At 50.6% G+C, this 12877-nt stretch carries 10 protein-coding genes; 7 read left to right on the plus strand and 3 right to left on the minus strand.

Translation table 11 applies throughout. The features are described from left to right. Nucleotides 1-56: 56 nt before the first annotated feature. On the plus strand, nucleotides 57-1079 hold the full coding sequence (locus HWV67_RS16875) for a Leu/Phe/Val dehydrogenase (RefSeq protein ID WP_175652076.1): 1023 nt from the start codon (nucleotides 57-59) through the stop codon (nucleotides 1077-1079). 3 nt (nucleotides 1080-1082) lie between these two features. On the opposite strand, the gene HWV67_RS16880 is transcribed toward HWV67_RS16875, so the two are convergent. Further along, a complete protein-coding gene (locus HWV67_RS16880; protein WP_175652077.1) occupies nucleotides 1083-1292 on the minus strand; it encodes a YebG family protein in 210 nt (69 codons plus the stop codon). 439 nt (nucleotides 1293-1731) lie between these two features. On the opposite strand from HWV67_RS16880, the gene HWV67_RS16885 reads away from it, so the two are divergent. From HWV67_RS16885 to HWV67_RS16900, 4 genes are read left to right on the plus strand one after another with little or no spacing between them, the layout of a single operon-like run. Further along, nucleotides 1732-2970, plus strand: a complete 1239-nt coding sequence (locus HWV67_RS16885) for a site-specific integrase (protein ID WP_069553525.1) — start codon at nucleotides 1732-1734, stop codon at nucleotides 2968-2970. Between the two features lie 3 nt (nucleotides 2971-2973). Next, entirely contained in the window at nucleotides 2974-4446 is a 1473-nt protein-coding gene (locus tag HWV67_RS16890; RefSeq protein ID WP_080761392.1) for a site-specific integrase, read from the plus strand. A gap of 5 nt (nucleotides 4447-4451) precedes the next feature. Beyond that, nucleotides 4452-6605, plus strand: coding sequence for a hypothetical protein (locus HWV67_RS16895; RefSeq protein ID WP_139273551.1), 2154 nt, complete (start codon nucleotides 4452-4454; stop codon nucleotides 6603-6605). A 15-nt stretch (nucleotides 6606-6620) separates the two neighbouring features. Continuing rightward, on the plus strand, nucleotides 6621-7067 hold the full coding sequence (locus HWV67_RS16900; protein ID WP_125923840.1) for a hypothetical protein: 447 nt from the start codon (nucleotides 6621-6623) through the stop codon (nucleotides 7065-7067). Nucleotides 7068-7355: 288 nt separating this feature from the next. Here the strand turns inward: HWV67_RS16900 and HWV67_RS16905 are convergent, their stop codons facing one another. Next, nucleotides 7356-8030: a heavy metal response regulator transcription factor gene (locus tag HWV67_RS16905; RefSeq protein ID WP_034137066.1), complete on the minus strand. Its 675-nt coding sequence runs from the start codon at nucleotides 8028-8030 to the stop codon at nucleotides 7356-7358. Between the two features lie 487 nt (nucleotides 8031-8517). Continuing rightward, nucleotides 8518-9861 (minus strand): OprD family porin, encoded by a 1344-nt coding sequence (locus tag HWV67_RS16910; protein WP_034137067.1) that lies wholly within the window; start codon nucleotides 9859-9861, stop codon nucleotides 8518-8520. 405 nt (nucleotides 9862-10266) lie between these two features. On the opposite strand from HWV67_RS16910, the gene HWV67_RS16915 reads away from it, so the two are divergent. Both HWV67_RS16915 and HWV67_RS16920 read left to right on the plus strand, forming a co-directional pair. Beyond that, entirely contained in the window at nucleotides 10267-11538 is a 1272-nt protein-coding gene (locus HWV67_RS16915) for a TolC family protein (protein ID WP_139273552.1), read from the plus strand. Nucleotides 11539-11604: 66 nt separating this feature from the next. Next, nucleotides 11605-12855, plus strand: a complete 1251-nt coding sequence (locus tag HWV67_RS16920; RefSeq protein ID WP_034137069.1) for an efflux RND transporter periplasmic adaptor subunit — start codon at nucleotides 11605-11607, stop codon at nucleotides 12853-12855. The last annotated feature ends 22 nt before the right edge of the window (nucleotides 12856-12877 follow it).

Raw genomic sequence — 12877 nt, forward strand, 5'->3', positions numbered from 1 at the left:
GCAGGGTTCGGGGCGACGCCTATACTTGTTTCAGCACTGTAACCGAGGGCCTGTAGATGTTCGCTCTCATGCAAAGCACGCGCACCCAGTCATTGCACCTGTGTATCGACCCGACCACCGGCCTCAAGGCGGTGATCGCGATCCACAACGAGCGGCTGGGGCCCGCACTGGGCGGTTGTCGCTATCTGGCCTACCCGGATGACGACAGCGCCATGACCGACGCCATTCGTCTGGCCCAGGGCATGACCTACAAGGCGGCGCTGGCCGGCTTGCCGCTGGGCGGCGGCAAAGCGGTGATCATCCGCAACCCTCATGTGGAAAACCGCGCGGCGCTGTTCGAGGCGTTCGGGCGTTTCATTGAGTCGCTGGAAGGTCGCTACATCACCGCAACCGACAGCGGCACCTCGACCCTGGACATGGACTGTATCGCCCAGACCACCCGCCACGTCACCAGCACCACCCGCGCCGGCGACCCCTCACCGCATTCCGCCATGGGCGTGTTCGCCGGCATCCGCGCCACTTCGATGGCGCGGCTGGGCAGCGACAACCTGGAAGGTTTGCGGGTGGCGGTTCAGGGCTTGGGGAATGTCGGCTATGCGCTGGCCGAACAACTGCATGCGGCGGGGGCGGAATTGCTGGTCAGCGACCACGATCGGGGACGGGTGCAACTGGCCATGGAGCAGTTCAATGCGCAGCCGGTGGCAACGGAAGCGCTGGTCGGCACGCCTTGCGATATCTTCGCCCCGTGTGGGTTGGGTTCGGTGCTGACCGCGCAGAGCGTGATGCAACTGCGCTGCGCGGCGGTGGCGGGCTCGGCGAACAACCAGTTGACCAGCCTGCAGGTGGCCGACCAACTGGAAAACCGCGGCATTCTCTATGCCCCGGATTACGTCATCAATTCCGGCGGGCTGATCTACGTGGCCCTGACCCATCAAGGCCATGACCCCGTCGCCATCACCGCGCACCTGTCGCGGATTCCCACCCGGCTGACCGAGGTGTTCGCCCACGCCCAGGCGGAAAAACGCTCGCCGGCGCGGGTCGCCGAGCAACTGGCCGAACGCTTGGTGTACGGCGGCTGAGGTTTATTCCGCTGGTGCGTCGAGCAGTTCGGACAGGGCGTCCGGCTGGCTCTTGAACGCCTTGGCGAAGACATCGCGGTTTTTCGCCATGTAGATACCGGCTTCCTCGACCTGCTGCTCGCTCAGCGACGGCACGGCCTTTTTCAACACGTCGGCCAACAACTCGGCCAGTTCCAGCATCTTGTCGTGACGATCTGCTTCGGCTTTATCCATGATTTATCTGACCTCAAAGTGCCTAGATAGCGGGGGGATGAGAGCTCCGCAGCCCCGCGTCCCGTCAGACCTGCGACGTAAGGTCTTGATTAGTCCAGTCAACTGGTTTACGTTAAAAATGTGCCAATGTAGCACCGTAGGTTGTTAGATAGTTGGCAGACGACGGAGTTATCCGCGGCCCAGCATCTGTACCTTTAAGACATAAACTAATGTCAAGGTGCGGATATATGGGCGGCAAAAATATATTTATACGTTTTTTGTTTGAAATTCTCACCGGTTATCAATTGCTGTCCGTGCTAGTTGATTATAAGTCAACTAGCTGTCTTAAGTTAAGATCAAACTACTCGATTGGGGATGGCTTATTAAAGTCGCTTTGGTCGCAGGCTGATAAAATTCATTCGAAGACAACTTCTGCAACTGATGCTGAAGGAGATGTCTCATGCCTGGACTAACTAGAAGAACTAAATCAGTTAGGACTGTAGGGTTAGAGTACAAGGTTCTTAAGTTTTCACATCAACACGTAGCTAGGTACCAGTTGGTGGCAGTAGAAACGTTTGTACCTTGTCTTAGCGCTAGTCTGTACGAAGTAGCGTATTCAATGGGTAATCGTCGCTATAAGGCGAGTATTCGTACAGTGCTCTACCACGTTGCCTTTTTATTCACATGGGGAAACATAACTGGGCTCGATATCGAGCGCATGCTGCTTGAGGGGAAAGGACTAGATTTTAGATGTGTAAGAAAATTTGCCAATTGGCTTGAGAAGATTATATCGCCGCCGGTTGATGGGACCCAGATAAACAAATATGTTTGTAAGATCTTACAAAGCTGCAGCACTTTCTCAATTTGGTTTGTTGAGAACTATACACCTTTGTTTGCTACCGGTATTGACGTCAATGTTAGCTATATTCGTTTAATTGAAAGCCATAAGAAAGTTTGGTCTAGTGTAATGGTGAGCGGCAGAAAAGAGCTAATCGCGCATGACCTGACGGACGATGAATTGAAAAAAATAGAGGGGTTTTTAGTAGGGCAGCTTTCAAGTGCGAACGTGACTCGCGGCTTGAATCTAAGAAACTACATCATGTGGCGCTTAGTTAGAAGGTTTGGATTAAGGCTAGGCGAGTTGTTAGCATTACGCCTAGTGGATATTGATCTGACTGGTTTATATCCTTTTTTGGAAATTATCCGCATAGAGGATAGAGGGGCAGATTATTCTGATCCGCGAGCTCCCAATAATCCACTTGTTAAAACTTTTGGTAGGCGGCTTTATTTTAGTCCTGGTGATGAGGGGATGATTAGAGCCATTGAGGAGTATGTAGATACATATAGAGTTAAAAGAAAAATAAAAGGAGGGTTTACAGCTTATCTAGACCACGAATTCCTGTTGATCTCTCACGGTAACGCCTCGCTGGGTAATCCACTATCCTGTTCAGCGGCAAATAAAGTCGCTTGCATGATTAGCAATGAGTGTGTCAAAGCTTTTCATTGGCATCTCGTACGCCACGCTGTGTTCAATAGGCTTTACGAAGCTGCAAGTTTGCTAGAGAACAATTCTACGGAAATAGATCACGTAGTTTACATGGGAGGATGGAGTAGTCCTGACTCATTAAAAGGTTATGCTCGGCGCGCGATTCGGGATAAGGCAAGAAGGGAGTTGATGAGGTTAAATTTTGAGGGGTAAGCAATGGGTATTGAAGTCAATGATTCTGGTGAATTTGAAGATGAAGTCGGGCGGCTATATGTAAGATGTAATGCTGATCCGAGTAGTCCATTTTTCATTGATGTGACGACAGATTATGTTGAAGCGGTGTGGAGAAGGGCTAGATATTCTATTGATCTAAGCAGATACCAGCTCCCAGTAGTAATTATTGAGGTGGTCAAAAAGTACCTAGTGCACAAGCTTGAGTCGGTTTGCCCTAGAATCCTGAGCTCAGTGCACGCGGGGATCTCTTGCTTGGAAAGGCACTGGCAACCTTCATGGAAGGACTTTTCAGATATGTCTCTCGGGAAATTGTTGAGCGTTATGACATCATCCCATGCGGAGGCGACCGAGTTTCGAAGGTTCTACATTTACGCTGCTTTTCAGGGGTTGGCAGGTGCGGACGAGATTCATGCATTGGAGTTAGAGGCTATAAGGCTTAAAAAGCCTCACCCAACTTTAAGGATACTGGAATGGCACGAGACGCGCGGGGCGCTAACAAGCTCCGAAATTGAAGTGGTTCGAAAAGCAATGATCATTTCTGCAGAGGGGGAATCCACGGCGGATTTCACCTCAAGGCTGTTTACTTGGATCTCGTTCGAAACATTAAAGAGACCTATCCAGTTGCATGAAATGTTCCGTGATGCATTGTGGGTACCCGATTCGATGGCAGAAGGGGGCCAATATTTCCTTAGAATGCCTAAGGCAAAATATCAAACAGGACAGGCGTCAGAGCTTTGGCCCATAACTACTCAACTTGCTAATGCCATTCTCGAGTACTCCTCATCTCCTAAGGTTAAGGCGTTACAGGAAAGGACTGGGAGGTTGTTAGTGAGTTCAAGGGAGGGAGAATCATCAAATTTTGGACGGGCGATAACTGGCTGGTGTAGCAGATTAAAGCTGATCAGTCCGCGTACGAATAGGCCTCTAATCTTGACACCCTATAGAATCCGACATAGCGGAGCTACACAGATGGCCGCCCAAGGCGCGTCTAGGGACGAGATACAATATGTACTTGAGCATGACTCCGTGCATGCAGCTGATGCTTACATTGACTGTTTGGCTTCTGAGTTTTGCCCGTTGTTGGAGCGAGCAAACAGAAAATTAGGTGGGATATTCTCAGAGTTAAATGGTTTATTTTTCGCCGGTCAGCTTGGGCATAAGAGTTCGGGGATGCCTATATTGATACCGGTCGTAAATCAGCCAGCTATAGTAGGGGAATGTGGCAAGTCCGGATCTTGTGGGCATCATCCATTTTTTAATTGTTACAATGGTTGTAGGTATTTCATTGCCTGGCGCAACGCAGACCATAAAAAATCTTTAGATTACCTAGAGTCTGAATTAGAAAGATGGGGTAGAGCTGAGGGTGGAAAGGAAAGGAGTAAGATACTGAAAGAGCTGGAGCGCGTATACCAAGCGGTTAACGATGTTATGGCTAGGATCAATAGTGGGGAATGACGAAGATGGATATTCACTCAAAGTTGCGTGGTCATGGCCTCCCAGAGCCTTTGATAAATTTGGCAGCATCACTTGTTGAGGGGTTAAAGCCTTCAGTCGATTTTTTTTGTGATGAATGGAATATTCTCGACTGGGTTGAACGCCCTGGAAATCTGTCGCAATACAATTTGAGATTTTGCCGTATTAGAAATGACGAGCTTAGATTAGTTGCTAAAGTGTATATAGCAGCAAAGCGAGTCCAAGCGGGTGTAACCGCTGATGGTGCATTCGCCTCCATCGAGGCATTAGTTAGGCTTGATTTGGAAATGGGTAGTAAAGAAATCTCACGATTGAATCTATTGGATTTTAAAGCGGTTGAAAGGACCTACGCAGAGCGCGGGGTGACCGGGAAGATTTCAACTTTAACAACACTTCAGGGCTTTGCTAAATGGATGCAGAAGCGAATTGGTTTAAGGGTAATCTATGATGCTCCAAAAGGCAGATGTAAGTATGGCCGGCATGGAAGTGAAGAGGGAAGAGAGCGAAAGTTCCTACCTACAGAGGTGATTAGAGATTTATTCGGATTGGCCACTCATCCAGAACTTTCTTTTCGGGATAGATTTTATATTAGTGCGCTAGTGATTAACGCAGCTGTGGGCGGTAGAATCAATGAGCTGGCATGTCTTCCTGTAGATTGCTTGATACAGCAAGAGGGGAAATGGGTTATAAAAATATTTCCCGAAAAGGGAGGGCGATTGTACTTCCGACCATTTCCGCAAGATTTATACCCAGCAGTACGCGCAGCGGTAGAATTTATCACTGAACATACTGCGGAAGGGCGTCGTATTGTTAAGAAAATGAGATTGAATCCAGGGGTGAATTGGAAGGAAGTAAAAAAAACGCCTATTAGTTTGAAATATTATGCGCGTAAGTTTGTCGCGAAATGGGTGAGCGAATTCGATTTGTATACGCCGCGAGGGGTTTATTATCAATCTACAGGGCAATTTGTAGATGTAATTCAGTTGGTTGGACGCCTCGGGCGTGTGTCTGAGGTCGCGGCATTTCTGGGTGCCTCTACACGAACAGTTGTCAAGTTGCTTCAATGTCAGAAAGCTATGAATTCTAAGATATTTATGTATGAGAAAGCTTGGAATGAATATTTGCCTTTGACTTCAAATGTATATAAGTGGCGAAGCAGGTTGAGGCGCCACCCTCATGCTATATCGTTGCAGCGTCTTGAGGCATTTTGTGAAGTTACCTTCAATCCATCATGGATGCGTGAGATTGTTGACGATATCCTTGATGAGGCTTTGTTGTGTCAGCTTGAGAATAAAACTTTTCCATTTCAGCCTGATTTTGAGTTCGAATTAAACTTTGCTCGAAAAATTCTGCCTACGATCCAAAAGAATGGTGTGGCAATTCTAGAGCCGGAAAATTCATTATTCATTATCCCGCGGAATTTGTTGACATTTTCTAATGCTAAGAGTGATAGGGAATTTAGGAAGGTTTCGGTTGGTATGTTTCAAGGGTGGCTTGATGGTACATCAAGAACTGAAGAGTCATTATTTAAGAAATTTAATGTCCTCGATCCTCGTACCGGTGAAGTGGCTGAGTTTTACTGGCATGATATTAGGCATTGGCTCAATACTGTCTATAAGCAGGGAGGTTTATCTGATGTTCAGGTGAACCTGATCCTAGGACGTTCAGACCTCACGCAGGCTCAGGTTTATGATCATACACCAGCTTTAAGCAGATCATTGATTCTGCAGGATATGATTGAAAGTGTTAGGCAAGATAGAGCTGTGGGGGTTATTCAAACAACTTTCAATAAACTTAGAATTGAAAATCGTCAAGCCGCAGAGGAATATCTTTCAGCAGCCATTCGTGTGGTTAATCCAATGCCACATGGAGCGTGCGCTCACAACCTTGCGTTGAAACCATGCCAGCACAGTCTGTCATGTTTGGCGAAGGGGACAAATGGCAAGCCTTGCGAGGATTTAATAGTGAACGTTCAAGATGATGCGCAGCGTCTGGAAATTGAAAGATTGAGCCGAGACGCTAACTTAATAAAGAATCATATCTTAACTGCTGGAGGGGAGTTGAGTCCGCAATACCAACATTTCAAAAATATTGAACTGTCGGCTGATTTTCTGTTGAATGAGATTTTTAAAAAGAATTAATATATCGGGGGGCTTATGCAGCTCAGAGGTGAGCGTCTAAAGGGGTATCTCAATTCTAAGATTTTGGAATTGATAAGTGTTCGCCAAAAAGAAATTGGAGGATATGTTTATAGCCAAAAAGAATTTTCTAAATACGCAGGAGTTTCTAGAGAGACAATCAGGAAATATCAATCTGAAATTGACGCTTGCTTGCGGTCTTGTCTAGTTTCAAAGATTAATCATGATGGCGATGCTAAATACAGGAATCTTCAAGAAAAGAATCATAAGCTTCAGCGTGAAGTTGTTATGGTGCGGACTATGTATGAAGCGATTCGAGTTCAATACATTGACCTTATCGAGGCAATGCTAAGTCACTCGATTGATATTAGTATCTTGATGGTAAAACCTGTTGGCCCCGGAGAGCTAGATCGTACTGGTGGGAATTGCGTTTTATGTGGTGGATCTCTAGATTCCACTGTCTGATTGGTAGTTTTCCAATCGGCAACCCAGAGCGATTTTTGCGATTAATGGCTGGATTGTTGGCTTTCGTTGCCCCGTTCCGCCACGACCGTCCTATCAGTACTCTGAGTGGATTGCGTATCACTAAATTTCTCGTGGTCTGGTCTCCTTGACTCCGGGTCAATGGGTGGTGCTTGTTGGTTTGACATGCTTATTGCGAAGATAAGTGCTGTTGGAATTAAAATTTAACTGTCAATGTAGTAGGCGCTGGATAATCAGTCGAGCTGTTTCCAAGGCTAGGCGGTTGGTCGCTTACCGCTTCTCAAGAACATAGCCCACGCCTCGGAGCGTGTGGATAAGCTTCGTCTCGAAAGGATCATCGATCTTGGCTCTGAGCCTTCGAATCGACACCTCTACAACGTTTGTATCGCAGTCAAAGTTCATGTCCCAAACCTGTGAGATGATCTGCGTACGGCTCAGTACCACCCCCGTGTTGCGCATCAGGTAGTGCAACAGTGCAAACTCTTTTGTAGTCAAATCGATGCGCTGGCCATCCCTGAAGGCTCTGTGACGGCTCTGGTCGAGTTCGAGGTCAGCTACACGAATTATCTCGACGGATGCAGGGTGGTCAGACCTGCGCATCAAGGCGCGGACCCGGGCCAGCAGTTCTGGGAACTCAAATGGCTTGATTAGGTAGTCATCTGCACCGTTCTCCAGGCCCCGAACCTTATCTGCTAGGCGACTTCTAGCCGTCAGCATCATGATACGAGAAGGGCAGTTTTTACGTCGCAACAGTTCAAGCACCTGCCACCCATCCATCTCCGGCAGATTGATATCAAGGATGATCAACTCATATTCGTGCTGCTTGGCCAGGAATAATCCATCTGAACCGGTATGGACGCAATCTACAACATAACCGCATTCAGTAAGGCCTTGACGCACATACTCCGCAGTTTTTACTTCATCCTCAATTACCAGAATTCGCATGGGATTTTGTCTCGACATCACTGAGCAATTAACCGCGCACGCGCGCCGGCGTTATTGAAATGAATGGTAAATCAAAAAGAGTTGTCTGGGGGCTAAATTACGGATTTGTAATTTCTAGGTAATATATTTGATAGTCTGGCGTTATATCTTGTCGCGGTTTGGGTTTGACAGATGCGAGCCCTCTCTCCAATAGGTGATTTGACCTTATGAAGTACTGGGTTATTCTATTCTTTGTTCTGGTTTCATTCCGTTCAGATGACGGCGAAGTTCCCCTCATTGAGGAGGCTGGACATTGGTGTAGCCATGAGCTGCATCGACATGCGATGCATGAACTCGAACAACTGCTCGAATTTTAGATAAAAAAAGGCGCCCAAAGGGCGCCAAATATTCACCTTTTACCAAAGGAGCACTTAAGCCACTCAAGGTGAATGCGTAATGCACGTTTTTCTGAGGGGCCAGTTCATGGAAAACTGATCCGATCAGAGAATTACAGAATAGAAAGCGGGTATTCAATGATCACGCGAGTTTCATCAAGGTCCGATTCGAAAGCAGTGGCACGCGTGGTAGCTTGGCGCAACCGGAAGGACAAGTCTTTAGCCGGGCCGGTTTGAACGACATATTTCACCTCGACGTCACGCTCCCAACGTTTTTGATCGGTGAGCGGATTGCCGTTGTCGTCGGTACGCATGTAGAACTGGTTGGCGTTCGAGTAGTCTGCGCCCGAACCCCTTGCGTAGCGGGTCATGAACGTCAGACCAGGAATACCGTAGCTGGTGAAGTTAAGGTCATAACGCATCATCCAGGAGCGTTCTTTCGGCGAGTTGAAGTCGCTGTACTGGATCGAGTTGTCTACGAAGATTGAGTCCGACTGACGCAGGTAATCAAAATCGTCATCGCCATTGTTGCGCTGGTGTGACAGGGCCAAGGTGTGGGCGCCGTAGCGAACACCGACCTTGGCACTCCAGATATTGTTGTCGAACTCGCCCAGTCGGCGTTTACCTTCATCCACGGCTTTGTAGTAGTTGAACCCACCAATCAGCGCGAGGTCATCGCTCAGTGGGTAGGCGAAGCTGGTACCGGCGTAGTACTGGTTCCAGACATCTTTCAACTGGCTGCCGTAGACACTCACGGTCCAATTGTCGTTGATCGAGTAGTCACCGCCGCCGTAGCCGATCCAAGGCGAGTTGACCGGGCCGCCATAGAAGGTAACGAAATTGTCGTTCAGGTTACTGGAAACCGGTTGGCTCATTGCATGCAGTCGACCACCTTGCAGGGTGAGGCCCTGGATGCTGCTGTTCTCAACGGTCACGCCGCGGAAGCTTTCTGGCAGGAGGCGCGAGTCGCCCGCTGCGACGACCGGCGTCGATGGGAATACATCACCCACTTTCACCACGGTATCGAACAAGCGGATTTTGGCCGCTCCGCCAACCTTGGTGTATTCATCACGCGCCTCACCCTTGTTATCAACGGGCAGCACGTCGAAGGAGCTACGGCCGCCGTTGCGACCGTCGCCGGTATCAAGCTTGAGGCCGATCATTGCAAAGGCATCAACACCAAAACCGACGGTACCCTGGGTAAAACCAGAGTTGAATTTGGAAATGAGCGCGTGCGCCCAGGCTTCGGAGTAGCCGTTGGTGTTGCCCTTACCACTGTTGTAAGTGGGAGCCGAACTGTCGCGATTATCACGATTGAAGTAGAAGTTGCGGTTGAGCACTGTAAGGCTGCTGCCCTCAATGAAACCTTCTGGTTTGTCTTCAGCTTGAGCAGAAATTGCATAGCTTCCAGACAGCGCAGAAACTGCCGCCAAATACAGTGGTACTTTGATTTTCATCTGATGCTCCTTTGATTTACGGCAGTTTTTATTATGTGTACCGACGCGGGTGTCTTTATATGTTCTGACCCGGCGGCGCGCCTATGAAGAGCGCCGAGCTCATATTTGCAGGCCGAAGATAACGGGAGGGTGATAGGATAATTACAATTTCGTCATCTACAGGTTATCCGGGTGCCTAGCACCGTGTGTTAGCCATCTCTCTCGGTTGTAATCAAATCCTGGGTTCGACTGAATTTCTCAGTGTTTACGGGCATTACCCACTTTTCTTACGAAATTGTAATTTTCTAGCCACCCCTCTGATAGCTACCGCTCTTTAGAGTGCCATCACCTAATCCAGTGGGGCTTGGCAGCTGTTTCGGCGTTCTCGCCAAGCTTTATCGAAGTTTGTGCACGAGGACCATTAAAGTGCCCCGGTATATCCGCAATGTCTTTCCTAAGACCTCAATCTCACCCTGGAAGATAGCCGCACTCTGTGCGGTCATCTCCGGGCTGATGGCACCTGCTGCATTTGCCCAAAGCATCAGCTTGCCTCAAGCGCTTTCGACGGCGATGGATGCCAACCCTGACATGGCCGCCGCCCGTCAGGAGATTGGGATCGCAGATGGGGCACGCAAGCAGGCAGGGCTTATCCCCAACCCAACAATCTCGTACGACGTAGAAGACACCCGTCGCAGCACTAGCCAGACAACTGTGACGCTCAGCCAGACCCTGGAGCTGGGCGGAAAGCGGGGCGCACGTGTTGACGTCGCCACCTATGGCCAGACTGCTGCACAGCTGGAGTTGGACCGTCGAGTGAACGCTCTGCGCGCCGAGGTCGTTCAAGCCTTCTACGCAGCATTGCGAGCGCAGACTGGCCTAGATCTAGCCAAGCAATCTCTGGAGCTGACTGAGCGTGGTCTGCGCATTGTCGACGGCCGCGTTCGCGCAGGTAAATCCTCCCCAGTAGAGGCTACTCGTGCTCAAGTACAGTTGGCCGAAGCCAAGCTGCAGGTCAGACGCGCCGAAACGGAGAAAGCGACCGCTTACCAGCAGCTAGCTCAAATTACGGGGAGCTCGGTCACAGTATTCGATCGCCTGGATTCGCCGACCCTCTCCCCAGGTTTGCCTCCGGACGCTGAAGAGCTGTTGTCGAGGCTCGATCAAACTGCGGAAATGCGTCAGGCCGTGGTGCAGATCGACAAAAGCGATGCGTCCCTCGGCTCAGAGAAAGCTCAGCGAATCCCAGACCTCACTGTAAGCGTGGGTAGCCAGTACGACCGCTCCGTACGTGAACGGGTCAACACTGTAGGACTGTCCATGCCATTGCCGCTGTTTGATCGTAATCAGGGCAACATTCTTTCCGCTTCTCGACGCGCAGATCAAGCCCGAGACCAGCGCAACGCAGTTGAGCTGAGGCTGCGTAGCGAAACCCAAACCGCAGTAAACCAGTGGGCGACCGCCATGCAGGAGGTCGAGTCCTACGACAAGACCATTCTGCCGTCCGCACAGCAGGCTGTGGAGACCGCAACTCGCGGTTTCGAGATGGGCAAATTCGGCTTCATCGAAGTGCTGGATGCCCAGCGCACCTTGATCGTCGCTCGTGGCCAATACCTCGATTCGTTGGCAACAGCGACCAATGCGCGTGCGCAGGTGGAAAGGGTTTATGGCGATGTCGGTTCGACTGCCGGCGTTCGTTGAACGGGCCAGAAATTTTCTTCGGCGCTCGGCATAACACGTCGGTGCCTATGATCAGCAGGAGTAGCAATGGATAACAAACGCAAGATCGCCCTCGCGGTCGCCGCTGTGGCAGCCCTTGGATTTGGCAGCCTTGCCTGGAACAACAGTTCCGGAGAGCAGGCCGCCAGTACCGTCGAGCACGGCGCTAACGATGGCCATGGCGATGAGAAGACGACCGCATCAGCCGCCAAAGAGGAGGGTGATGAGGGTCATGGTGCAGAAGGCCATAGCGAAGAGGGTGGTGAGGAAGAGGGCAAGCTGACCCTGAGCGCTGAACAGATCAAGGCAGCTGGGGTAGTCCTGGAGTCTGCGGCCCCCCGTGACCTCGGCACCGTTGTGACTTTCCCGGGGGAGATTCGTTTCGACGAAGACCGGACTGCACATGTTGTCCCTCGGGTCCCTGGCGTTGTTGAAAGTGTCCAGGCCGACTTGGGCGAAGCCGTTAAGAAAGGCCAAGTCCTCGCAGTGATTGCCAGCCAACAGATTTCTGACCTGCGCAGCGAACAACAAGCCGCACAGCGACGCGTAGAGCTGGCCCGCGTTACCTTCGACCGTGAGAAGCAACTGTGGCAGGACAAGATCTCCGCCGAGCAGGATTACCTGCAGGCACGCCAAGCGCTGCAAGAAGCAGAGATATCTCTGGCCAATGCCAAGCAGAAGGTCGGTGCCATCGGCGCTTCGGTCAATTCCGTAGGCGGCAATCGTTACGAGCTTCGGGCACCCTTTGACGCCGTGGTGGTAGAGAAGCACCTGACCATGGGTGAAGTCGTCAGCGAGGCGACTAACGCTTTCATCTTGTCCGACCTGAATCAGGTGTGGGCCACCTTCGCTGTCCCTCCCACTGAACTGGGCAAGGTGGTGACGGGCCGTGCGGTAAAAGTTTCATCGCCCGACATGAACGTCGAGGTCGACGGCAAGGTGGGTTATGTAGGCAGCCTGCTGGGTGAGCAAAACCGTGCAGCGACCGTTCGCGTTACCTTGACCAACCCTGACGGCGCCTGGCGTCCAGGTCTGTTCGTGAACATCGCCGTCACTTCTCAGACCGATCGAGTGGCTGTGGCCGTTCCTGAAGGCGCCGTGCAGACCGTTGAAGACAAACCCTCGGTATTTGTGCGCACCAGGGAAGGCTTTGACACTCGGCCGGTAAAAACGGGCCGCCGTGACAATGGATACGTGGAAATCATCGACGGCATCCAAGCCGGCGCCCAAGTAGCAGCCAGTGGCAGCTTTACACTCAAGTCTGAGCTCGGCAAAGCGTCTGCCGAACACGGTCACTGATGCGAACTGACAGGATGATTTC

Source organism: Pseudomonas sp. Marseille-P9899 (assembly GCF_903166565.1).
Classification (GTDB): domain Bacteria; phylum Pseudomonadota; class Gammaproteobacteria; order Pseudomonadales; family Pseudomonadaceae; genus Aquipseudomonas; species Aquipseudomonas huaxiensis.

Coding starts and splice junctions, on each gene's coding strand:
- HWV67_RS16900 (WP_125923840.1), top strand. CDS start 6,621: ATGCAGCTCAGAGGTGAGCGTCTAAAGGGGTATCTCAATTCTAAGATT.
- HWV67_RS16890 (WP_080761392.1), top strand. CDS start 2,974: ATGGGTATTGAAGTCAATGATTCTGGTGAATTTGAAGATGAAGTCGGG.
- HWV67_RS16905 (WP_034137066.1), bottom strand. CDS start 8,030: ATGCGAATTCTGGTAATTGAGGATGAAGTAAAAACTGCGGAGTATGTG.
- HWV67_RS16920 (WP_034137069.1), top strand. CDS start 11,605: ATGGATAACAAACGCAAGATCGCCCTCGCGGTCGCCGCTGTGGCAGCC.
- HWV67_RS16895 (WP_139273551.1), top strand. CDS start 4,452: ATGGATATTCACTCAAAGTTGCGTGGTCATGGCCTCCCAGAGCCTTTG.
- HWV67_RS16885 (WP_069553525.1), top strand. CDS start 1,732: ATGCCTGGACTAACTAGAAGAACTAAATCAGTTAGGACTGTAGGGTTA.
- HWV67_RS16910 (WP_034137067.1), bottom strand. CDS start 9,861: ATGAAAATCAAAGTACCACTGTATTTGGCGGCAGTTTCTGCGCTGTCT.
- HWV67_RS16880 (WP_175652077.1), bottom strand. CDS start 1,292: ATGGATAAAGCCGAAGCAGATCGTCACGACAAGATGCTGGAACTGGCC.
- HWV67_RS16875 (WP_175652076.1), top strand. CDS start 57: ATGTTCGCTCTCATGCAAAGCACGCGCACCCAGTCATTGCACCTGTGT.